A 20800-nucleotide genomic window follows, 5' to 3' on the forward strand; every position below is an offset into this window, starting at 1 on the left:
TGATGGCGAAGAGGCCACACCCGTTCCCATACCGAACACGGAAGTTAAGCTCTTCAGCGCCGATGGTAGTTGGGGGTTTCCCCCTGTGAGAGTAGGACGTCGCTAGGCAACAGAGAGGACCAGCCATGATGGCTGGTCTTTTTTCGTGTGGTCATGTGATGAAACAATACGCTGTGTAGTGGAACAAAACAGGGAGAAATGGAACAATCACAACCATCAAATTCCCGGCAGTGGAACAAAAAAGTCAAAAAATGAAACAATCTTTTTAAAATATGAAACAAAAGAATTAAAAAGTGAAACAATCACTTTAAAAAATGAAACAATTCCTCCCGGGAGCCTGTTTAGTCTCTGTAATTTTCCTGCTGCAGGGAAACAATTCCCCACTTTTGCCCGCAAATCGGTGAGCGTTCTTCCTGGAAAATCTCCTTCTGCAGCTGCAGAAGGGGATTTTTCTGTTTTACAGCGTGTTCTGATGCATAACCTCTCATTTCTCTCAAAATTCTTCTATCGCTTAAGAAAATGTTAAGGCTGGTCCGGCATAATCAATCTTGTAGACAACAACCACACATACACAAGGCTCTCTCAATAAGGAGGAATTATAGATGAAGAAAAGTTGGTTATTTTGGCTCCCGGTTGGAGCGGCGGCAGTTTGGGCAGGTTCACACTTCTTGGGCTTTGGCCACCACGGCCATGAGATGATGCAAGGTGCGCAGGGCATGATGGGCGGCAAGGGCGGCCACGGGATGGCACAAGGCGGAGCAAACATGATGCAGGGCGGCCATGGCATGGGCCACGGCGGCAGAGGCGGATTTGGCTTCGGCTGGTCGAAGGCAGTCATCGGTGCAGGGCTTGCGATTCTCGGTATTACGCTTCGCAAGGGCGCAGGTGAGACAACATGGAAGAAGTGGGCGGGCTACGGCTTGCTGGCAGCGGGCCTTGTGGCAATCGCAAAACCAATTCTGCCGGTAGTGGCAATCGGCGCAGGCGCGTACTGGCTGTTCAAGAAGAAGGGCGGCTCCAAGCAGGAAGACTTCGTGACAGTGCCGGTTGAAGCAACGATTGTAAGCAGCAATGCGGCGGCATTGGACGCATGGGAACAAACTATCTCCAAGGAGGACAAATAAGATGGGCATTTTTACAAGAGTGAAACGAATCGTAACAGCGGATGTACATGAGCTTTTGGATAAGGCGGAAAACCCAATCAGCCTGCTGAACCAGTATATGCGGGAGCTGGACGAGCAGGTGGGCAAGGCGAAGGACGCGCTGGCGCAGCAGCTGTATCTCGAAAAACGCCAGGAGCAGCTGGTGGCGGAAACAGCAGCGGTTGTGGCCAAGCGTACACGCCAGGCTGAGCTGGCAGTCGCAAAAGGCGAAGACACAATGGCGAAGCTGGCATTGCAGGAAAAGCTGCAGGCAGAGACTCGGCTGAACCTGTTCAAGGAACAGCTGGAAGCGATGAAGCAGCAGACGGTGAAGATCCATGAGCAGATTGACGTATTGCTGGAGAAGTACAGCGAATTGTCCTACAAGCGCTTGGTGCTGGTATCCCGCGCCCATGCGGCAAAGGTGCAGCAGCAAACACAAGCTGCCATTGCATCCTTCAGCGCGGACAGCGCGGTAAAAGGCTTCAACCGTGTGGAAGAGTATGTACAAAAGCTGGAGGCGCAAGCGGCAGCGGGCGCATACTTCGTGCCGGCAGCGCCTGCGGTAAGCGTGGAAGTGCAGGAAGCCGTGGAGCGTGAACTCGCGAAGCTGAAGGAAAGCAAATAAGCAGACAAACCCTCCCCTCCTTGTCTGTTGGTAGATTGGGAAGCCTGGTTGATCAGGCTTCTTTTTTGTCTGCAGCTGATTTCTTGCCATATGGGACAAAAATCATGTTACTTGATTTTCCAAGCAGAAAAGGCTGTTGAATGCCTTGACAGAGCGGAAGATAAAGCTGATAATAATTGAAAAGTCAGAGCGATGAAGAGGACCAGTACGCAAGGGATGCATGAAAGAGAGCGGAATTCAGAGGCTGAAAGATTCCGTCATGACGAAGCTGCCGAACCTGCCTTGGAGTCCCGGGAGAGAAAACCCCGGGCGCATACCAGCGTTATGGGATTGAGCGGGGCATTGTATGCCCAATTGAAGGTGGTACCGCGGAAGCAAAGTCTTTTCCGTCCTTTTCCAGAGGACGGAGAGGGCTTTTTTTATTGATGGCTTTTTGAATTTTGGAGGTGAAAGGATGAAAAAACAACGGATTGTCGTAAAAATTGGCAGCAGCTCGCTGACAGGCGAATGCGGCGGCATCGACCATGAGAAGCTGGCGGATCATGTGGAAGCGATGGCGGCGCTGCGCAAGGAAGGGCATGAGGTCGTGCTTGTGTCATCCGGAGCAGTGGCGGCCGGATTTGTAGAATTAGGCTACTCTTCAAGGCCCGTTACGATCAAGGGGAAGCAGGCAGCGGCGGCGATTGGACAGGGCTTTTTGATGAGGGCGTATATGGAGCATTTTGCGAAGCACGGGATTAAGCCGGCGCAGATTTTGCTGACACGGCAGGATTTCGCAAACAAAACTTCGTACAGCAACGCCTATGATACGCTGAGTGAATTGCTGGAGCGCGGCATTCTCCCTGTCATCAATGAGAACGATACCGTATCGGTGGCCGAATTGACTTTTGGCGACAACGATATGCTGTCGGCTTTGGTGAGCGGCCTTGTGCGCGCGGACCGGCTGATCATTTTAACAGACATCAACGGGCTGTATGATGATAACCCGAAGAAAAACCCGGCTGCAAAGCGAATCGACTATTTGCGCAAGGTTACGGAGGAAATGCTCGGCAAGGCGGGCGACAGCGGCTCAAAGGTCGGCACAGGCGGGATGAAGTCGAAGCTGTATGCAGCGCAGACAGCACTGTCACTCGGTGTTCCGGTGTTTATCGGCACCGGCAAAGGAGAGGCGAAGCTGCTGCAGGTGCTGCAGGGAGAAGGCGACGGCACGTATGTCGGGGATGAAGCGGCAATGCCTCTCAACAAGCGGAAGCAATGGATTCTGTTCCATTCCCGCGTGCAGGGCCGGCTTGTGGTGGATGGCGGCGCGGAGGAAGCGCTCCGCACCGGCGGCAAGAGCCTGCTGCCAGCCGGAGTGGTGGCAGCGGAAGGGAATTTCCAAGCAGGTGAAGTGGTGGAGGTATTCGGGCCGAGCGGTTATCTCGGCAAAGGACAGGTTTCGTATTCTTGGACAGAGCTGCAGGAGCAGCGGAAGCGGGAAGGAACAACGTATACGGTCATTCATCGTGATAATTGGGCAAGTGCCGGAGGGAGAGAGGAACATGAGTGAGGTATGGGAAAAAGGACGTCTGGCGAAGCAGGCGGCGGCAGTGCTGGTGACGAAGACAACCGCGGAGAAGAATGAAGCGCTTGGGATCATCGCTGAGGAACTGCTGAAGCAAAGCGCTTTTATCTTGGCGGAAAATGAGAAGGATTTGGCGGCCGGCCGGGAAGCGGGCTTTACTGCATCCCTGCTGGACCGCCTGCTGCTGACGGAGAGCCGTTTGCGTGATATAGCGGATGCAATCGGACAGCTGCAGGAGCTGACAGATCCAGTTGGGGAGACTGTACAGACGATTGAGCGCCCAAACGGCCTTTCCATTCAGCAGGTGCGTGTGCCGATCGGCGTGGTGGGGATGATTTATGAAGCGCGTCCCAATGTAACGGTGGATGCGGCAACGCTTTGCCTGAAAACCGGCAATGCCGTCATTCTGCGGGGCAGCTCCTCCGCGAAGCACTCCAATATGGCCATCGTTCAGGTCATGCATGATGCGCTGCGCCGGACGTCGCTTCCGGTTGACAGTGTGCAGCTCCTTGAAGATACAAGCCGTGAGACAGCAAAGGAATTGTTCACCCTGAATGAGTACCTCGATGTGCTGATCCCGCGCGGCGGCAAAAACTTGATTGATACGGTTGTGCGGGAAGCATCTGTGCCCGTGCTGGAAACAGGGGCGGGCAACTGCCATGTGTTCATTGATGAAACCGCAGATACTGATATGGCGAAGCGTATTGTGCTGAATGCCAAGGTACAGCGCCCGTCCGTCTGCAACTCCATTGAAACCGTGCTGATCCACCGGAACTGGCTGGCGGAACATGGTGCGGCCTTGTTTGCGGCGCTGCGGGAAGCTGGTGTTGAGGTGCACGGCGACGAAGCGGTGCATGGTGTCTGTGCCGAGGCGATTCCGGCGACAGAAGAAGACTGGGAAACGGAATATTCGGCATTGATTCTGGCTGCTAAAGCAGTCCGCAGCACAGGGGAAGCCATTGAGCATATTAACAAGTACGGCACGAAGCATTCCGAGGCAATTTTGTCCCAGGACGAAGAGAATGTGCGGCAGTTCCTGCAGTCTGTGGATGCGGCTGCCGTGTACCACAATGCGTCCACGCGCTTCACAGACGGCTTCGAGTTTGGCTTCGGCGCGGAAATCGGCATCAGTACGCAGAAGCTGCACGCACGCGGCCCAATGGGCTTGCCCGCGCTGACCTCCACGAAGTACATGGTGCGGGGCAACGGACAAATTCGCGGCTGAGGATGTATGAAATCTCCCGTTTCAACTCAAACTGAATAGAAAAGGGAGGTTTCGGCTTGTGAAAGGAATAACCATTGTTCTTGTAAAATTTATTGTAGCCGCTGTGGCCTTTGCAATTGGTCTCGATTTATTTTTTGATGCGACAATTGTGGACGTTTTGAGCTTTGCTTTCTTCGCCGCAGTCGTGTCCTACATGCTGGGGGACCGCATCATTTTGCCGCAGCTGGGAAACGCAGCCGCACTGATGACAGACTTTTTGCTGATTTACATGAGCGTCTGGATTTTCGGCAACGTGCTGTTTGACAGCTACCTGCAGATTGCCTGGGGCAGCGGCATTTCAGCAGTGCTCATTACGATTACGGAAGTGTTTGTCCACGGCTATCTGACTGACCGCCGTGCAGGCCGGCAGTTGGATGGCGCCCGTGATATGCGCTTTGGCAGAGGGGCATTGGCGTACGAGTTTGCAGAAGAGAAGGACGTACATGATTTGAAGAAAAAAGAAGACTGAGTATGGAAAGAGGCTCCTGGTTGGATGGGAGCCTTTTTTCATGCCTAGTCGAGAACACCGGGGAATGGGAATACAGCTATCTCCTCATTCTTGGAGCAGCCCGTCAGGATGTAGGCCTGCTTCTGGCTGTCAAGCTGAAGGCTTTTGCAGATCTGTTCGGACTTGCCGCCGCCGTACTTATCATACGTTGCATCCTCAGCATAGGAAATGATTTTGCCGTCAAAGGAAAGGTCCTGCAGCACAGGGTCTCCTTCCTTGGTGTAGCGGACAAGGCGGATGTGGTCCTTCTTGCCGGCTTCCACATGGTCCAAGAACTCCTTCAGACGCCCGGCGTTTTGGTAGGTGCCGTGCTTTTCCACAATGTCTGTTTCTTTCGGGGTATAGCTGCCGGTGCAGCCGGCCAGCAGTGCTGCCGCGGAAAGGGAAAGAAGAGAAGACAGCTTCATGGGCATCCTCCTTTTTTTCCTATTATACCAATTCTGCATGCTGTAAAATAGAAATATAGTAACACGGAGAGGGGGGGCAGACAATGGGATTTCTTGATGGGCTGATGGGCAACGCTTCAGAGGTCAGTGTAAAAGAGGTGCAGAGTGAGCTGAAAAGTATTCTGGCTGCGGGTGAAGCTGTGGAGAAGGCGTACCGCTTGATCCGGGATGTATTTGTATTCACCGATAAGCGTTTGATTCTGGTTGATAAGCAGGGATTGACCGGAAAGAAAACGGAGTATCATTCTATTCCGTACCGCAGCATTACCCACTTCAGCGTGGAAACAGCGGGTAGCTTCGATTTGGATGCTGAGCTGAAGATTTGGGTGTCCGGCAGCCAAATGCCAATCCAAAAGCAATTCAACAAAAATCTCAACATCTATGAGGTCCAAAGTGTGTTGGCCGCATATGTGCTGAAGTGAAGGAGCGGGCTTTTCTCGTACGAAAGTATGAGAAAAGTTCGCTCTTTTCGCTGACGAGAGCAGTCCGGTATTTTCGTAAGATAAGAGTATCAGACATGCAAAGGGGTGCTCATAGATGAGTAAAGTTGTGATGATTACAGGTGCTTCACGAGGCTTGGGGAGAGAGCTGGCGCTGGCTTTTGCCAGAGGGGGAAACGATTTGGCAATCTGCGCCCGCAACGGGGAGGCGCTGGCGTCGGTGAAGCATGAGGCGGAGCAGCTGGGAGTGCGCGTCGTGGCGGTTGCGGTGGATGTGTCGGTTCCCAGAGATGTGGAGAAGTTTGTGGCGGTTGCGGAGGAAGCCTTCGGCCGGGTGGATGTGCTGATTAACAATGCTTCCATCCTGGGGCCGAGCCCGATGCCGTACCTGCTGGATTTTCCGGAGGAGGACTTTCTGGAGGTGCTGCGGGTGAATGTGATGAACCCGTTTCTGGTCAGCAAGCGGGTGCTGCCGGGGATGCTGCAGCGGAACGCGGGTTCCATTATTAATGTAACATCTGAGGCGGGGCATACCGGCTATGCCGGCTGGGGTGCCTATGCCGTTTCCAAGTTTGCCTTGGAGGGCGTCACAGAGGTCTGGGCGGATGAAGTCAGCGATACAAATGTACGCATCAACATGGTGGACCCGGGCGAGATGGACACAGCGATGCATGCGTTGGCGGTTCCGGACTGCGACTATGAGCTGGCGAATCCGGCTGATGTGGTGGACGTATTTCTATACTTGGCTTCCGATGCTTCCCGTGAGAACGGGGAACGGCTGACTGCCGGAGGTGAGAGATATGGCAACTAGTACGAGTATGGACTTTTGGCTGCCGGATGAACTGAACGCCGCCGCTCCCGCAGAACGGCGCGGCATCCGCCGGGATCATGTGAAGCTGCTGGTGCTGGACCGAAAATCAGGAGAGGTGAGCCATGATATCTTTTACAATCTGGAGCAATATCTGTCACCGGGGGATGTGATTGTGCTGAACAACAGCCGGACGCTGCCGGCCATTTTGAAGGCGCAGGATGGAACGGAGCTGCGGCTTGCCAGAAGAATTGACAGCCGCACCTGGGATGTCCTGCTTGTCAGCGACAGGGTGAAGCAGGGGGACACCTTCTTCTTCTCAAATACGCTGTCCGCCACTGTGACAGGTGACGAGTGCGACAGCCCCATTACAAGAGTCATGTTCTCCAAGGAGGGAACGGCCCTGCTGGAGGAGCTGTATGCGCTTGGCGAGCCGGTCCGCTATGAATATATCCAGGAGCCGTGGGGGCTGGAGTATTACCAGACGGTGTTCGCCAGCAAGCCGGGCTCGGTGGAAATGCCGTCGGCCGGGCGGGCCTTCAGCTGGCAGCTGCTGAAGCGGCTGCAGCAAAAGGGCGTCAAAATCGCTTATATGCAGCTGCACACCGGGCTGAGCTATTTCCTGGATGACAAGTGGGAGCATTCGCCGGAGGACAACTTGGAGGAATACGACATTCCTGTTGAGACGATGCAGGAGGTGCAGCGGGCAAAGGAGCATGGCCACAAGGTCATCGCGGTCGGCACGACAGTGGTGCGGGCGCTGGAAACGGCGGCAAAAACAAATGCTCTCTCCGGCTGGACGAATTTATATATTACAGGAGACTATCAGCTTCAGGTCGCGGATGCCATTATTACCGGCATGCACGAGCCAAAGGCGAGCCACCTGGATATGCTGTGCGCCTTTGTTGCCCCGAATCACCTCTTCAATGCCTATGGTCTTGCAATACAGGAACGGTATCTCTGGCATGAGTTTGGCGATATGAATCTCATTGTATAGGAGGAAGCTTATGAGACTGCATCATATTGGGGTAGAGACGGCAAACCTTCAGGCCTCGCTGGATTTTTATATCCGCCTCGGGTTTACTTTGGTAGATCGGGTCCGCTTTCTCGATCAGGACATTCCGTTCCTGCAGCTTGGCAGCTGTACGATTGAATTGCTGGAGGTGGAAAGCACGGCAAGTGAGCAGCATCTTTGCTTTGAAGTGGAGGATTTGCAGGCGATAAGAGGTGCTAAGATTATAGAGGGGCCATACACGCTGCAAAACGGATGGAAGACCTTGTTCCTGGAAGGGCCGGGCGGGGAAATCATTGAGCTTTTGCAGAGATCGTGTCCCAAGATATAATGGAAGAAAACGGGTGGGGGATGCATGGCCAAGGAGATTTATATTTTAAAAGAAATTGCCGAGCTGCTGAATGAGGGCACAGACCCAAAGCTGCTGCTGCAGGAGGTGCTGGCAAAGCTGCTGGAGGTAACAGGGCTGCAGACAGGCTGGGTGTTTCTCATCGATGAAGTCGGCGGGCATCAGCTGGCAGCGCATCATTCGCTGCCGCCTGCTCTAAGCATGGAACAGGATCGCATCATGTGCCGGGGAACCTGCTGGTGCGTGAGCCGATATAACAAAGGGACACTGACAAAGGCGACAAATATCATTGAGTGCGCCCGTATTGAAGAAGCCATAGAGGAAAACATCGGCGACCACCTTGGGCTGACCCATCATGCCACTGTGCCGCTGCGGGCCGGGGAGGAGCGGTTTGGCCTGCTGAATGTTGGGTCGCCGGGCAAGGAGCATTTTGCGGAAGGAGAGCTGGCGCTGCTGGAGTCGGTTGCCTTTCAAATCGGCACAGCGCTGAAGCGGATTGCCCTGACGCAGCGGGAGCAGGAACATGCGCTGCTGGCCGAACGGAACCGGCTGGCGCGTGACCTGCACGACTCGGTGAATCAGCTGCTGTTTTCGCTTTCCTTGACGGCGAGGGCGGGGCGGGAGCTGACGGAGGAGCCCCAGGTGCGGGAAACCTTCTCCTATATGCAGGATTTGGCGCAGGAGGCGCTCGGCGAAATGCGCGCCCTCATTTGGCAGCTGCGGCCGCGGGGTCTGGAGCAGGGTCTCATCAGTGCTTTGACCGGGTATGCTGACATGCTGGGCCTTATCTTCACTGCTAAGGTGACAGGGGTAACAAGTCTGCCGGCGAAGGTGGAAGAAGCTTTATGGCGGATTGGGCAGGAGGCGCTTTCGAATTGTAAAAGGCACGCGCAGACGGATGCAGTTGCGGTGGAGTTGGCCGCAATGGAGCGCTCCGTAAGCTTTATCGTTCAGGATAGCGGCTGCGGCTTTCAGTATGATGCGTCCGTCAGCCTGCCTTCACTTGGCCTGAAAAGCATGCGCGAGCGCGTGGAAGCCATGGGGGGTCACTTTGTCCTCCAGAGCGGGCTTGGCCGGGGCACTGCCATTCACATTACCATTCCATTATAGAGGGGAATACGATGATTCGAGTACTGATTGCAGATGACCACCATATGGTCCGGCGCGGGCTTGCCTTCTTTCTTGGCACGCAGCCGGACATTACAATTGTCGGAGAGGCCGCGGATGGAAAGCAGGCGGTTCAATTGGCAGGCGAGCTTGTTCCTGATATGATTCTGATGGATCTGGTGATGCCGGGGATGGATGGAATCCAGGCCACAAAGCTGATTAAGCAGCAGCACCCAGGCATCAAAATCATGATGCTCACCAGCTTCTCCGATCAGGAGCATGTCATCCCGGCGCTGGAGGCAGGCGCATCCGGTTACCAGCTGAAGGACATTGAACCTGATGAACTGGCGCGTTGCATCCGCAACGTGTGCGCGGGAACAAATGAAATGCACCCAAAGGCAACCACCCATTTGCTCCAGCAATTCTCCGGCTCCCGGCTGCTGAATGAGCTGACGAAACGGGAGCTGGAGGTGCTGCGGGAAATTGCCAATGGGAAAAGCAATAAGGAGATTGCGGACGCCCTTGTCATTACAGAGAGAACGGTGAAAACACACGTATCTCATATTCTGGCAAAGCTGGATTTGGCGGACCGCACACAGGCGGCTTTGTTTGCGGTGCGGCATCATTTGGTATAAAGAAGAAGCCGACTGTCCGGAGACAATCGGCTCTTATTTTATACTTCTTGTTTCCTTCTGCAGGTTCTGCAAAATCTGCTGCATCTGCGCCAGCAGCTCTGTATATCCCTCCGGCGTAAGGCCATAGTGCGGGAAGCACATTTGCGGCACGCACACAGCCTCCTCGCGCAATGCGTTCGCTTTTTCGGTCAGCTCAATCCATACCTTGCGCTCATCCTCGGCGGCCCGTGTCCGCTTAATGAGCTCCATCGCTTCCATCCGCTTCAGCATCGGCGTCAGTGTGCCGCTGTCGAGATACAGCAGTTCGCCAATTTCTTTTACAGTGAGGCGGGAGTGCTCCCAAAGCACCAATAGCGTCAAATATTGCGGATAGGTAATGCCGAATCGGTCCAGGATGGGACGATATAAGCGGTTCAGCTCGCGTGAGCAGGCATAAATGGCAAAGCAAAGCTGATTTTCAAGCTTCAAGTACTCGTCTGTATTCACGCTGCCATCCTTCTTTCTGCCAAAAATTAAATTGTCCACAATTAAATATTACGGAGCCCTGCTGGGCGTGTCAACTTTCTTGTATTAGCTTTTCACCAAAGCGCGCAGTACTATGTGCGCCAATTGTGCTTCTGTCAGCGATTCTAGCAAGAGCCTCCCGCATCCGTAGGGCTGTTTCTGCCAGTGCGGCTTTTTCCTTTTTGTTATCCAATGGTGTATCATCATAAAAGTGCTGAAAGGAACGCCCCTGATAGCGCGGCACAACATGCATATGGTAATGCTCCAGTTCACTGAATATGCCTCCATTTTGGCAAACCGTGATGCCATCCGGCTGCAGCAGCTGCTTCAGCGCCTGTGAGATGAGCGACGCGGTCTGCAGAATTTCCTGCAGCAGGACAGGCTCCATTTCCTCCAGTTCTCTTACATGCTGCTTTGGCAAAATCAGCGTGTGGCCCTCCTCGAAGGGATCGTGATCCAGGATGCAGCATAAGGCTTCCGTTTCGTAGATGACATGAACAGGCAGCTGCTGCTGGGCCAAGCGGCAGCCAAGACATGGTGTATCCTTCATAGTGATTCCCCCCTTTTTCAGTATCATAGCCTGTTTGGTAAAAATTTACAATACTTATGCTATAATGCTGAAAGGGGGGAGCTGGATGAGAAGAATTACGATGGCAAATGGAGAAACGGTGGAGACAGCGTGCTTGAGCTGTGCCATTACAAGCGGCGCAGTTGAGCCGGATGGGGGCGTGCTGCTGGAAACAGAGCATTTCCATGCCCACCAGGATGTCGCTTATCCGATTGAGGGATTGGTCATTTTAGCTTCAAAACGGCACATAAAAGCCCTGGATGAGCTGACTGAGGAAGAGAGCCAGGAGTACATCCGTCTGCTGACAAGCATCCGCCGGGCACAGCGGGAGGTGCTGGGGATTGAGCACGTATATTACTTCTATAATGAAGATACAACCCACCATTTCCACACTTGGATGGTGCCGCGCCATGAATGGATGCAGGCCTTCGGGCGTTCGGTGGAGTCGGTGAGGCCCGTACTGTTGCACGCAAGAAAAGAGAGAAACGATGAGGAACAGGTGCTGAAGGTGAGAGCGGCTATTGGGGCTTTACGGGAGGCACTGCAGAGAGGGGAATGCTAGATGGAGAGATTGCGAGTTGTCATTGGAGCCGGAGAATATAACAACAATCCGGGCTGGCTGCAGACACAGGAGAAAGAGCTGAATCTGTTGAATCGAAGCGGCTGGGAGGCAATGTTTCGGCCGGGCACAGTGGAAGCCATTCTGGCCGAGCACGTGTGGGAGCATTTGACCTATGAAGAAGGAGTAGAAGCAGCCAAGCTTTGTTTCGAGTTCCTGCAGCCCGGCGGCTACATCCGCTGTGCCGTGCCGGATGCTTATTTTCCAAATGAAGAGTATCAGCGTATCGTCCAAATCGGCGGTCCAGGCCCGGTGGACCACCCCGCCGCCAGCCATAAAATTGTATATACCTATGAGACCATCACAGCAATGTTTGCGGAGGCAGGCTTTATCGTGAGACTGCTGGAATATTGCGATGAGAATGGTATATTCCATGATGGTGAGTGGGATGCGGAGAAGGGCCTTATTTTTCGCTCCAAGCGCTTTGATCCCCGGAACAAGGATGAGCTGGTGTTTGTGTCCTTGCTTGTGGATGCCGTGAAACCGGAATAGGAATGCGGGCCGGGCATGGAAACCGCAATAATTCTATATTTGATAGCACTCAGTCTTGTATTCATGCGGACTTCAAGGCACATGAAGCTTTTGGTTTGGCGGCATCAGGCTTGCGGTGGTGATTGTCTTCTTAACCGGAGAGCTGCTAAAGCAACAAACAGTCCAAAAAGAATTAATTTCTTTCTTAATGAAAGGCTATATACTGGAGGAGTTAGGGTGTCAAGTATTGGTTGGAAAGATTCATATGTGGGACAACTAAGAGACTTGATTGGACATAAAAAGTTAATTCACCCCTCAATTCGTGCAATTATTCGGGATGCTGAAGGTAAAGTGCTCTTCTTGGATAGAAAAGGGGAAAATCAGTGGGGAATGCCCGCGGGGTCAATGGAGTTGAACGAGTCAATTTACGAAACGCTTACAAGAGAAGTGAAAGAAGAGACTGGAATTCATGTTATAAAGGCTACATTGGTAGCAATCTATACAGGACCCCATAAATCGATAAAGAATGATTTTGGAGACGAATACCAAATGTTTGAGTTTTTATTTTTAGTTGATGAGTGGAGCGGGGAACTTCTGCGGGAAACGGATGAAACTCAAAATGCTGAATTTTTCCCACTGGATCGTTTACCTATCGGTTCAAAAAATTTCTGGGATTATCATCATAAAGAAGTATTACAGGATTTATCTCATTTTAAAGGGCAGCTATTTTTAAAATAATGAAACTATGTCCTGTTAACGGGGGTGCCAGTTTCATAAGAAATTTCGAAAAAAGCCTGTATTGATGATTACTTGGCAATCTTCAATACAGGCTTTGTCTAAAAATAACTGACTGTCTCAATATATCTAATCTTAAGGAAGTCCTGCTGCTTATTTCGCCGGGAAATCACATGAATCATCCGTGCAGACTGCGCCTTCTGACAGCACCTGCAGCGGCTGCTCCTCCTGCCATACCTTTTGCAGCACCTCCGCAAACACCTCAGTCGGCTGTGCGCCGGATACCGCATATTTCTGGTTGAAGACGAAGAACGGCACGCCGCGGATGCCAAGCTGCTGCCCGAAATCTTCGTCCGCATGCACCTCATCGCTGTAGGCATCGCCGGCCAGGACTGCCACAGCCTCTTCACGGTCCAGACCCGCCTCCGCCGCCAAATCTGCCAGCACAGCATGGTCGCCCAAATGCTTGGACTCTGTAAAGTATGCATGAAGCAGACGCTCGGTCATCTCGCCCATTTTGCCATGAGCCGCTGCCAGATGGGACAGGCGGTGCGCGTCAAACGTATTGGTCGGAATCAATGTATCAAAGCGGAAATCCAAGCCGACTGTTTTCGCCTGCTCGGCCATATTGTCGCACATGCCCTTTGCCTGCTCGCGGCCGCCGCCGTATTTATTTGCCAAAATCTCGTACATGTCCATGCCTACATCCCGTGCCATGGATGGGTCCAGCTCGAAGCTGCGGTACACAACCTCAACCTTGTCACGCTGTGGGAATGCCTGCAGCGCGCCTTCCAGCCGGCGTTTGCCGATATAGCAGAACGGGCAGGCAAAATCAGACCAAATTTCAATTTTCATGATGAACACCTCCAACCCCGACTGTACCATGTTTCGGAGAGAAATGCATGTGCCCTGCCTTCATCTCTTGTCCTATCTGACAGCTTGCCTGCATAGAATGTACAGGTTGTCTGATTACAGGAGGGGGCAGAGAGGTGGGAATTTATTTCAGTTATATTTTGCTCGGGCTGACATTGGCTGCACCCATTGGGCCGGTGAACTCAGCGCGTATTGACAAGGGCATTAAAAATGGATTTTGGCATGCCTGGATTGTCGGGTTCGGGTCTATGCTGGCGGATGCCGTGTTCATGCTCTGTGTGTACATTGGAGTGGTGAAGTTTTTGAGCATTCCCATCATCCAGATTTTTCTCTGGCTGTTTGGGGCATTCATTCTCATCTACAGCGGGGTGGAGGGAATGATGAGCGCAGGCAAGCTGTCGCTCGACTACCGGAAAAATCAGGAGTCGCTGATGAAATGCTTTACGGTCGGTTTTCTCATGTCCATTTCCAGCCCGTTGTCCATCCTGTTCTGGCTCGGCATTTACGGCTCGGTTTTGGCAAAGACCGCGGCGACATACGGGACAGGCAAGCTGCTTGCCTACAGCGCCATGATTTTTCTCGGCCTGACTCTGTGGGATGTGTTCGTGGCAGGTTTAACAAGCGGATTCCGCCGTTTCCTGACGATGCGGAGCCTTATGGCCATCTCCATTATTTCCGGCTTGTCGCTGATTGGCTTTGGTGTGTATTTCGGATACCAGGGAGTAAAGGCGCTGATTACATAGAAAAAACGGGTCCTGGGCCGCAGGGCTCGTTTTTTTTCTTGTTGGATGGTTATGGGACAAGATATGATGGGAGAAAAGGGGGAGGTTGGAAAATGGATTCTGCCATTGTGCTGGGCGTCCAGCGTGTGACAAAGAAAATGAAGCAGCAAACCCTGGTGGAAGACCTCTCGTTTCAGCTGCGGTCCGGTGAAATTGTCGGTCTGCTTGGCCCGAACGGCGCCGGGAAAACGACGACTATGAAGCTGATTGTCGGCCTGCTTGCTCCCACAGAGGGAGATGTCCGCATCAAGGGTCACAGCATCACGAAGAATCGGAGCCAGGCACTGGCCCACGTGGGTGTCATGGTGGAAGCACCGTCCTTTTATCCGTATTTCAGCGGCTACGATAATTTGCTGTACTATGCCCGCATGATGGATGGGGTGGAGATCGAACGCATTGAAGAGGTTGTGGAGCTGCTTGGTTTGACGGAGGCGATCCATAAAAAGACAGGTACCTACTCGCTTGGGATGAAGCAGCGGCTGGGGATTGCCCAGGCACTGCTGCACCGGCCACAGCTGTTAATTTTGGACGAGCCGACAAACGGATTGGACCCGGCCGGCATCCGGGAGATGCGCGACTATCTGAAGCAGATTGCCAAGGAGGAAGGGACGGCCATTCTGGTATCCAGCCATCTCTTGGCGGAAATTGAGCTGATGTGCGAGCGGGTGATCATCATACAAAACGGTGTGTGCATTGAGCAGTACGATTTATCAGCGGCTCCAGTGTACACCGCTTTTGCGGTAAGTGAGGCGGCTGCAGCAGCCAGGTTGCTTACAGAGGCGGGATATACGGTGCGCGTGAAAGGGGACAGCCTGCTGGCGGCAGTGGAGCGGCAGGATGTGCCGGCTGTGGTGCGCCTGTTTGCAGAAAGCGGGATTGACCTCTATGAAATTGCACCGGCAAAGCAGAATCTGGAGGACATGTTCCTGCAGGCGACGGGAGGGAATGTGATTGTCTAGATGGCTGCGGCTTGTGTATAACGAACTGCTGAAGATTATGAAACGGCGCGGATTCATCGCGCCGCTTGTGCTGTTGTATCTGCCGGTGCTTGTGCTTGGGAACTGGGATTATCTTGAATATCAGCAGCAGCTGAAGGCTGGTGACTGGCGGCAGCAGGTGCAGGAGGATATTGCGCATAAAAGATATGAAATCCAAGGGGCAGCTGACAGTGCGACAGTGCAGGTGCTGCAGGAGCAAATCGCAGTGGGCGAGTATGAACTGCAGTATAATATCCCGCCTTACAGTGCCCACAGTGTAACGGGTTTCATGAACAGTTCCTCCGCGCTTATACCTTTAATTGGGATGTTTCTCATTTTCTACGCCAGCTCCATGGTGTCCAAGGAGCACAGCCTGGGAACGATGAACTTTCTATTGGTAAGGCCGCCGTCCCGGATGGGTATTCTTGGCGCGAAATTTGCGTCATTGGCTGTTTTGTATATGCTGTTCAGCGTTGTGTTGCTATTCTATTCCTTTATACAGGGATTGTTTTTGTATGGACGGACCGCGATGACGGCGGTTGTGCTGCATGTCTCCGGCGGCACGGTGCAGGCGGAGAGCATGCTGGGGGCGACGCTGAAGGTGTATGTGCTGGATGCCCTGCCGCTGCTGCTGTTTGCAGCGCTGGCCTTTTCTATGTCGGCTGTGCTTCGCTCCAGCGGGCCGGCTCTAATCGTGACAGTGCTTCTGTTCGCGGCCAAGGGGTTGATTGCGGACCAGCTGAGCCGGTTTTCCTGGAGCAAGTATATATTCTTTGCCCATACAAACTTGTCCTGGAATCCTAATATATTTTCCGTCTTTGTTTTGCTCAGCTACCTGGCCTTGTTCCTGGGAGCAGCCCTATTCGTGTTTCAGCGGCGCGATGTCACCTGAAGTATATCTTGTTCCAAAAAAAGGGAATCCTAATAGCAGTCAATTGAAGGAGTGATTGCTGTGAACGAGAACAACGAATCGAAGCAGATGCCGCGCTTTCCGGAGCCGTACTGGCGCGATTCCCACAAACTGCCGGCATTTCCGCGGCTGAATGAAAACCTGCATGTGGATGTGGCGGTCATCGGTGCCGGCATTTCCGGCATTACCACCGCCTATCTGCTTGCCAAAGAAGGGGTGAAGGTGGCCCTGCTTGATGCCGGGAAAATCCTGAATGGCACGACGGGACATACGACAGCCAAGCTGACTGTCCAGCATAGTATGACTTATGCAGGACTCATTCAGACACATGGGCAGGAGAAGGCGAAGCAGTACTATGAGGCCAATCTTGCAGGATTGAATCTTGTGAAAGAGCTGGTGGAAAGCCACAGCATCGACTGCGATTTCAGCGAGCAGGAGTCCTGGATTTATGCCAATACCCCATCCTACGGCAAGAAGTTGGAGCAGGAATTTGATGCCTATCAAAAGCTGGGGATTCCCGGTGAGATGAGAACCCGCCTGCCGTTTGAAATCCAGATAGAGAATGCCATCATGATGGGAGGACAAGCCCAATTCCATCCGTTGAAATACTTGTCCCACCTTGTGCGGGAGTTTCAGCTGATGGGCGGAATCGTGTATGAGAATACTGTCGCGGAGAATGTGGAGCCGGGCCCGCGCCCGCAGGTGCTGCTGCAGAACGGCCACCGGGTGCATTGCAGCTATGTCGTGAGCTCGTCCCATTTCCCATTTTATGACGGAGGCGGCCTGTACTTCATGCGCATGTACGCGGACCGTTCCTACGTAGCCGCGATTAAACCGAAAAAGGAGTATCCGGGCGGCATGTTTTCCAGCGTCGACAGCCCGGTCCGTTCCTTCCGGTATACGCCGATCAACGGGGAACAGCTGTTGCTCGTGGGCGGCGAGAACCATCGGACAGGCCAAGGGCCGGATACAATGGAGCACTATGAAAAGCTCCGGGATTTTGCAGAGGAGGTATTCGGAATTGAGGAGTTCACCTACAGATGGTCGGCGCAGGATTTGTTCACGCCTGACAATGTGCCGTATATCGGCCGTATCTCCTCCAAGCATGAGAACATCTTTGTCGCCACTGGCTACCGGAAGTGGGGCATGACGAGCGGAACAGCAGCCGGTCTGATTTTACGCGATCTGATTACGAAAAAAGAGAGTCCGTATGAGGAGCTGTATACACCGCTGCGCTTCCATCCTGCGGCGGACGTGAAGCAGGTCGCGCTGAACAATGTGAATGTGGCGGCGCACTTTGTGGCGGGCAAGCTCGATGTTACCCGCAAGAAGATTGATGAGCTGGAGCCGGATGAAGGAGGAGTCGTGACCTTTGGCGGCAAACGGGCCGGCGCTTACCGGGATACGCAGGGCAAGCTGCACGTGGTGGACACGACCTGCACGCATCTGGGCTGTGAGGTCAATTGGAACAGCGGCGACCGGACGTGGGACTGCCCATGCCATGGATCGCGCTTTTCCTATGACGGCAGGGTGGTGGAAGGACCGGCTGACCAGCCGCTGAAGAAGCTGGACGCGTAGAGAAGAAGAAATGGGCTGCCAAAGGCAGTCCATTTTTGTACAAATCACCACACCAGCTCTACTTGCTAAATGCCTCTTTTTGCCGGGATGCATCGGGGGAACCCGTCAAGTTTCCGAAATAACCCGACACGCTGGCTTGAAGAGACCGTCCCATGCCGTCACACATTCCTTGAACCCGCCAATCCGACATATATTTTCATAAATACAGCTGAATCCACTGCGGGGTGTCCCGCATGAAGCGCTGCCAAAACGGCAGCTCCCCTGAGGTGAAGCGCTCCGCCTGCTGAAAGTCCTGCTGCAGTGAGTCCCGCACCTGCTTGATAAACGCCCTGTCATAAATGAGGCAGTTGGATTCATCGTTCAGCAGGATGCTGCGCTGATCCCAGTTCGTCGTCCCGATATCGGCAAACCGGCCGTCAATCAGAATGACTTTTCCATGGAAGAAGCCGTTTGTATATTGGTACACTGCAGCGCCGCTGCGCTGCAGCTTCTCCAGCAGCGGATACGACGGCGGCTGGGTGAACCAGGCATCGGTTGTTTTCGTGACAAGAATCCGGACCTGCACCCCCCGCTTCAGCGCCCGGTGCAGCGCCACGAGCAAGTAGGGCGGCGGCACAAAGTAGGGTGTTGCAATGGTAAGAGACTGCTTGGCACTGTCCACCCACTTCACCATCTCCCGCTCCAGCCCGCTTCCGGAGGAATATACATACTGATACGCTGTGCCGCCTGAAACGGGCGGTTTCTTCATGGTAACACGCTCTCCGTTGTCCTCCTGCCAATCCCGCAGAAACTGCTGTTCCACTTCAGCGGTTCCGTTGCCAGTGACCCGTATATGGTAGTCCCGCCATCTTCCAAGCTTCTTGTTCTTGCCGAGGTATTCGTCTCCGATATTGAAGCCGCCGATATAGGAAATATGGCTGTCGATGGCGATCAGCCGTCTATGATTCCGCCGCTGCAGGCTGTAAAAGAAATGCGGCAGACGGGTGCGCCGGCTGTAGGTGAAGGACACGCCGCTGTTTTCGAGGGAGCGGATGGTATCCTTTGTCAGCTTAAAGCCGCCGAGCAGGTCGGCGGACAGCTTCACCTCCACACCCTCGCTTGCCTTCTGCTGCAGCAGCTGCAGGAAACACTTGCCGATCTCATCGTTGCGGATAATAAAAAAATGGATATAAATCCGTGATTTTGCCTCTGTCACATCCTGAAGCAGGGCATCGTACAAGTCCTTCCCGGTTGTATACAGCTGAAAATCACCCTCATATAAGGGAGTGGTCTGAAGTGGATGCTCCCTTGTGTAAGCACGCTTTCCCAGTTTCACATCATAGTGCATCCACGTAAGCAGCACACTCAGCAGAATGGTAAACAGGAAGGAGCGGCGCAGCCATTTCTTGATGATGTCCACCTCCGTTGTGAAACAGTTTCCGTTTATAGCCTGCGCAGTTTGGGAAGGAAAAATCAATCTGCGGTGTTTACGGAAAATGCATTCATGAAATAACTGAAGCTAAATACAGTAGTAAGGAGGAGGGATACCATTGCAGCTTCCGGGAGTGCAGCAGCAGGATGGCAGCTGGTATGTGCTCGATGAGGAGTTTCCGTGGGATGTAAGGGATGTGAAACGGGACATTTTCTCATTGGTGCCGTACCGTGACACGACTGTTTTGTTTTGTGATACATGTGAAGCGAACCGTGTGCTGTCGGGACTCGGAGAAGAGGAGGAGGAGTTTCTGTTTCCGCTTGCGGGCTTGTATCATAAGGAGCGCCGCCTCATCTTCGTGTTTATGTGGGAGGAATATGAGCAGATGCTCGAAACCGTGCTTCATGAATTGCGTCATGATATGCAATATGAGCAGCAGGAAAAGAAGGCATTCTTTCACCAGGAGAAGGATAGGCACTATGAAGAAAGATGGATTGAACAGGATGCCCGGATGTTTGCCCGCCTGAAAATCCAGGAGTTTTTGGACCGGGCTTAACGGTACAATGCCGGAGTAATCGCAGAGAAGTGTATCGGGAATCAGTGCAACCAATTCTTCGCCGCCGTGACGGATTGTCAGGGCGGTTTCTTTCTGTACCGCCGCTTCCATTCTTGTATTCCTTTCAGCGCAGGATAAACGGCTGTCTTGGCAAAAAAAGAAAGTGAGGAATTCCTCACTCTCCGAGATTATGCATGGGCAGCTTTGCTTCTACTGCTTTTCCGTCCTGCAGGGAAACACGGTAGGCAGCTGCTTCGGGGCGGGAGCAGATGGCCCTCTGCACAGCTGTGCCGACAAAATGGACAGCGGCCCCGTCATCCATGGCGAGCCCGTCCTGCAGCTGTCCTCTTTGGATGCATTGCAGATAGGCAGGGCGCCGGTCTGCCTCACCGTCATAATGCGGCGTGTTGCTGCCAGGCAGGAATCCGAGTGCCTGGATCGGGGTCAGCCTGCCGGGCACGGAATCGGTCAGGCCTTCCTCGAACCAGCAGATGGAGCCGGCGCTGATGCCCGCTAAAAGAATGCCCTTCTCCCAAGCCTCGCGCAGAATGGCATCCAATCCCCATTCCCGCCACAGAGCCAGCAGATTGCGGGAGTTTCCGCCGCCGACATAGAGAATGTCCTGATCCAGCAGAAAGCTCCGCAGGTCCGCGATTTCGAGGCGGAGCAGCGACAGATGAGACGGCACACAGGATTCTTTTTCAAAGAAACGATAAAACCTGGCGATATAATCCTCAGAATCGCCGCTTGCGGTCGGAATAAAACAAATCTTCGGCACGGCCTTGCCCGCTTGTGCCAAAATGTAGCGGTCCAGCAAAGGATTGTCCGGCTCCATGGAAAAGCCGCCGCCTCCCATTGCAATAATCTGCATCCATACTCCTCCTTAAGAAGCAAGGGACTGCCGAATGGCAAT

The 20800-nt window shown here is 53.4% G+C and carries 26 protein-coding genes, 1 rRNA gene and 1 other annotated feature; of the genes, 21 read left to right on the plus strand and 6 right to left on the minus strand.

The genetic code is table 11. The annotated features are described in order from the left end of the window. The 7 genes from rrf to NK662_RS13840 form a co-directional block, all read left to right on the plus strand. Positions 1–108: ribosomal RNA gene (gene rrf, locus NK662_RS13810) — 5S ribosomal RNA — on the plus strand; the annotation flags it as partial. A 37-nt stretch (positions 109–145) separates the two neighbouring features. Next, positions 146–526 (plus strand): hypothetical protein, encoded by a 381-nt coding sequence (locus NK662_RS13815; RefSeq protein WP_254759529.1) that lies wholly within the window; start codon positions 146–148, stop codon positions 524–526. A 76-nt stretch (positions 527–602) separates the two neighbouring features. Then, on the plus strand, positions 603–1124 hold the full coding sequence (locus tag NK662_RS13820; protein ID WP_254759530.1) for a hypothetical protein: 522 nt from the start codon (positions 603–605) through the stop codon (positions 1122–1124). Position 1125: 1 nt separating this feature from the next. Then, the gene (locus tag NK662_RS13825) at positions 1126–1770 is read left to right on the plus strand and encodes a PspA/IM30 family protein (protein WP_254757969.1); all 645 of its coding nucleotides are present in this window, start codon (positions 1126–1128) and stop codon (positions 1768–1770) included. Positions 1771–1953: 183 nt separating this feature from the next. Further along, positions 1954–2167: a binding site (T-box leader), on the plus strand. Between the two features lie 57 nt (positions 2168–2224). Further along, on the plus strand, positions 2225–3319 hold the full coding sequence (gene proB, locus NK662_RS13830; protein WP_254759531.1) for a glutamate 5-kinase: 1095 nt from the start codon (positions 2225–2227) through the stop codon (positions 3317–3319). After that, complete coding sequence (locus NK662_RS13835; RefSeq protein WP_254759532.1) at positions 3312–4559, plus strand: glutamate-5-semialdehyde dehydrogenase; 1248 nt, start codon at positions 3312–3314, stop codon at positions 4557–4559. Before proB ends, NK662_RS13835 begins: the two co-directional genes overlap by 8 nt. A 58-nt stretch (positions 4560–4617) precedes the next feature. Then, positions 4618–5067, plus strand: coding sequence for a YndM family protein (locus NK662_RS13840; protein ID WP_254759533.1), 450 nt, complete (start codon positions 4618–4620; stop codon positions 5065–5067). Between the two features lie 44 nt (positions 5068–5111). Here the strand turns inward: NK662_RS13840 and NK662_RS13845 are convergent, their stop codons facing one another. After that, on the minus strand, positions 5112–5513 hold the full coding sequence (locus NK662_RS13845) for a DUF4362 domain-containing protein (RefSeq protein ID WP_254759534.1): 402 nt from the start codon (positions 5511–5513) through the stop codon (positions 5112–5114). Positions 5514–5596: 83 nt separating this feature from the next. On the opposite strand from NK662_RS13845, the gene NK662_RS13850 reads away from it, so the two are divergent. From NK662_RS13850 to NK662_RS13875, 6 genes are all read left to right on the plus strand, one after another. Further along, the gene (locus tag NK662_RS13850) at positions 5597–5974 is read left to right on the plus strand and encodes a PH domain-containing protein (protein WP_254759535.1); all 378 of its coding nucleotides are present in this window, start codon (positions 5597–5599) and stop codon (positions 5972–5974) included. 115 nt (positions 5975–6089) lie between these two features. Then, on the plus strand, positions 6090–6803 hold the full coding sequence (locus NK662_RS13855; RefSeq protein WP_254759536.1) for an SDR family NAD(P)-dependent oxidoreductase: 714 nt from the start codon (positions 6090–6092) through the stop codon (positions 6801–6803). Further along, positions 6793–7797 (plus strand): S-adenosylmethionine:tRNA ribosyltransferase-isomerase, encoded by a 1005-nt coding sequence (locus NK662_RS13860; RefSeq protein WP_254759537.1) that lies wholly within the window; start codon positions 6793–6795, stop codon positions 7795–7797. Before NK662_RS13855 ends, NK662_RS13860 begins: the two co-directional genes overlap by 11 nt. 10 nt (positions 7798–7807) lie before the next feature. Further along, on the plus strand, positions 7808–8143 hold the full coding sequence (locus NK662_RS13865; protein ID WP_254759538.1) for a VOC family protein: 336 nt from the start codon (positions 7808–7810) through the stop codon (positions 8141–8143). 24 nt (positions 8144–8167) lie between these two features. Beyond that, positions 8168–9271: a GAF domain-containing sensor histidine kinase gene (locus tag NK662_RS13870; protein ID WP_254759539.1), complete on the plus strand. Its 1104-nt coding sequence runs from the start codon at positions 8168–8170 to the stop codon at positions 9269–9271. Positions 9272–9282: 11 nt separating this feature from the next. After that, a complete protein-coding gene (locus NK662_RS13875) occupies positions 9283–9903 on the plus strand; it encodes a response regulator (protein WP_254759540.1) in 621 nt (206 codons plus the stop codon). A 33-nt stretch (positions 9904–9936) separates the two neighbouring features. On the opposite strand, the gene NK662_RS13880 is transcribed toward NK662_RS13875, so the two are convergent. Both NK662_RS13880 and NK662_RS13885 read right to left on the minus strand, forming a co-directional pair. Then, on the minus strand, positions 9937–10389 hold the full coding sequence (locus NK662_RS13880) for a MarR family winged helix-turn-helix transcriptional regulator (protein WP_254759541.1): 453 nt from the start codon (positions 10387–10389) through the stop codon (positions 9937–9939). 70 nt (positions 10390–10459) lie between these two features. Continuing rightward, positions 10460–10957 (minus strand): HIT family protein, encoded by a 498-nt coding sequence (locus tag NK662_RS13885; protein ID WP_254759542.1) that lies wholly within the window; start codon positions 10955–10957, stop codon positions 10460–10462. An 85-nt stretch (positions 10958–11042) separates the two neighbouring features. Between NK662_RS13885 and NK662_RS13890 the strand changes: the two genes are divergently transcribed. From NK662_RS13890 to NK662_RS13900, 3 genes are all read left to right on the plus strand, one after another. Beyond that, positions 11043–11537, plus strand: coding sequence for an HIT family protein (locus tag NK662_RS13890; RefSeq protein ID WP_254759543.1), 495 nt, complete (start codon positions 11043–11045; stop codon positions 11535–11537). Then, positions 11538–12086, plus strand: a complete 549-nt coding sequence (locus tag NK662_RS13895; RefSeq protein ID WP_254759544.1) for a class I SAM-dependent methyltransferase — start codon at positions 11538–11540, stop codon at positions 12084–12086. Positions 12087–12302: 216 nt separating this feature from the next. Beyond that, on the plus strand, positions 12303–12803 hold the full coding sequence (locus tag NK662_RS13900; protein ID WP_254759545.1) for an NUDIX domain-containing protein: 501 nt from the start codon (positions 12303–12305) through the stop codon (positions 12801–12803). A 150-nt stretch (positions 12804–12953) separates the two neighbouring features. On the opposite strand, the gene NK662_RS13905 is transcribed toward NK662_RS13900, so the two are convergent. Continuing rightward, positions 12954–13655: a DsbA family oxidoreductase gene (locus tag NK662_RS13905; RefSeq protein ID WP_254759546.1), complete on the minus strand. Its 702-nt coding sequence runs from the start codon at positions 13653–13655 to the stop codon at positions 12954–12956. A gap of 134 nt (positions 13656–13789) precedes the next feature. Between NK662_RS13905 and NK662_RS13910 the strand changes: the two genes are divergently transcribed. The 4 genes from NK662_RS13910 to NK662_RS13925 all read left to right on the plus strand — a co-directional run bounded on the left by NK662_RS13910 (position 13790) and on the right by NK662_RS13925 (position 17920). Next, the gene (locus NK662_RS13910; protein ID WP_254759547.1) at positions 13790–14416 is read left to right on the plus strand and encodes a LysE family transporter; all 627 of its coding nucleotides are present in this window, start codon (positions 13790–13792) and stop codon (positions 14414–14416) included. Positions 14417–14508: 92 nt separating this feature from the next. Beyond that, positions 14509–15414 carry an ABC transporter ATP-binding protein gene (locus tag NK662_RS13915; protein ID WP_254759548.1) on the plus strand — a complete coding sequence of 302 codons (906 nt, stop codon included), beginning with the start codon at positions 14509–14511 and terminating at the stop codon, positions 15412–15414. Then, positions 15407–16324: an ABC transporter permease gene (locus tag NK662_RS13920; RefSeq protein WP_254759549.1), complete on the plus strand. Its 918-nt coding sequence runs from the start codon at positions 15407–15409 to the stop codon at positions 16322–16324. Before NK662_RS13915 ends, NK662_RS13920 begins: the two co-directional genes overlap by 8 nt. A gap of 87 nt (positions 16325–16411) precedes the next feature. Next, the gene (locus NK662_RS13925; protein ID WP_254759738.1) at positions 16412–17920 is read left to right on the plus strand and encodes an FAD-dependent oxidoreductase; all 1509 of its coding nucleotides are present in this window, start codon (positions 16412–16414) and stop codon (positions 17918–17920) included. 196 nt (positions 17921–18116) lie between these two features. On the opposite strand, the gene NK662_RS13930 is transcribed toward NK662_RS13925, so the two are convergent. Continuing rightward, entirely contained in the window at positions 18117–19319 is a 1203-nt protein-coding gene (locus tag NK662_RS13930; RefSeq protein ID WP_254759550.1) for a phospholipase D-like domain-containing protein, read from the minus strand. Between the two features lie 124 nt (positions 19320–19443). Between NK662_RS13930 and NK662_RS13935 the strand changes: the two genes are divergently transcribed. Then, positions 19444–19887, plus strand: coding sequence for a DUF3920 family protein (locus NK662_RS13935; protein ID WP_438503627.1), 444 nt, complete (start codon positions 19444–19446; stop codon positions 19885–19887). 175 nt (positions 19888–20062) lie between these two features. Here NK662_RS13935 and NK662_RS13940 read toward each other — a convergent pair whose 3' ends face one another. After that, positions 20063–20758 (minus strand): Type 1 glutamine amidotransferase-like domain-containing protein, encoded by a 696-nt coding sequence (locus NK662_RS13940; protein ID WP_254759552.1) that lies wholly within the window; start codon positions 20756–20758, stop codon positions 20063–20065. Between the last annotated feature and the right edge of the window lie 42 nt (positions 20759–20800).

This window comes from Ectobacillus ponti (assembly GCF_024294785.1).
Classification (GTDB): domain Bacteria; phylum Bacillota; class Bacilli; order Bacillales; family Bacillaceae_G; genus Ectobacillus; species Ectobacillus ponti.

Bases quoted from the DNA above. Each gene is read 5' to 3' on its own strand.
- NK662_RS13820 (WP_254759530.1), top strand. From the start codon at position 603: ATGAAGAAAAGTTGGTTATTTTGGCTCCCGGTTGGAGCGGCGGCAGTT.
- NK662_RS13825 (WP_254757969.1), top strand. From the start codon at position 1,126: ATGGGCATTTTTACAAGAGTGAAACGAATCGTAACAGCGGATGTACAT.
- proB (WP_254759531.1), top strand. From the start codon at position 2,225: ATGAAAAAACAACGGATTGTCGTAAAAATTGGCAGCAGCTCGCTGACA.
- NK662_RS13835 (WP_254759532.1), top strand. From the start codon at position 3,312: ATGAGTGAGGTATGGGAAAAAGGACGTCTGGCGAAGCAGGCGGCGGCA.
- NK662_RS13845 (WP_254759534.1), bottom strand. From the start codon at position 5,513: ATGAAGCTGTCTTCTCTTCTTTCCCTTTCCGCGGCAGCACTGCTGGCC.
- NK662_RS13850 (WP_254759535.1), top strand. From the start codon at position 5,597: ATGGGATTTCTTGATGGGCTGATGGGCAACGCTTCAGAGGTCAGTGTA.
- NK662_RS13855 (WP_254759536.1), top strand. From the start codon at position 6,090: ATGAGTAAAGTTGTGATGATTACAGGTGCTTCACGAGGCTTGGGGAGA.
- NK662_RS13860 (WP_254759537.1), top strand. From the start codon at position 6,793: ATGGCAACTAGTACGAGTATGGACTTTTGGCTGCCGGATGAACTGAAC.
- NK662_RS13865 (WP_254759538.1), top strand. From the start codon at position 7,808: ATGAGACTGCATCATATTGGGGTAGAGACGGCAAACCTTCAGGCCTCG.
- NK662_RS13870 (WP_254759539.1), top strand. From the start codon at position 8,168: ATGGCCAAGGAGATTTATATTTTAAAAGAAATTGCCGAGCTGCTGAAT.
- NK662_RS13875 (WP_254759540.1), top strand. From the start codon at position 9,283: ATGATTCGAGTACTGATTGCAGATGACCACCATATGGTCCGGCGCGGG.
- NK662_RS13885 (WP_254759542.1), bottom strand. From the start codon at position 10,957: ATGAAGGATACACCATGTCTTGGCTGCCGCTTGGCCCAGCAGCAGCTG.
- NK662_RS13890 (WP_254759543.1), top strand. From the start codon at position 11,043: ATGAGAAGAATTACGATGGCAAATGGAGAAACGGTGGAGACAGCGTGC.
- NK662_RS13895 (WP_254759544.1), top strand. From the start codon at position 11,538: ATGGAGAGATTGCGAGTTGTCATTGGAGCCGGAGAATATAACAACAAT.
- NK662_RS13905 (WP_254759546.1), bottom strand. From the start codon at position 13,655: ATGAAAATTGAAATTTGGTCTGATTTTGCCTGCCCGTTCTGCTATATC.
- NK662_RS13915 (WP_254759548.1), top strand. From the start codon at position 14,509: ATGGATTCTGCCATTGTGCTGGGCGTCCAGCGTGTGACAAAGAAAATG.
- NK662_RS13925 (WP_254759738.1), top strand. From the start codon at position 16,412: ATGCCGCGCTTTCCGGAGCCGTACTGGCGCGATTCCCACAAACTGCCG.
- NK662_RS13940 (WP_254759552.1), bottom strand. From the start codon at position 20,758: ATGCAGATTATTGCAATGGGAGGCGGCGGCTTTTCCATGGAGCCGGAC.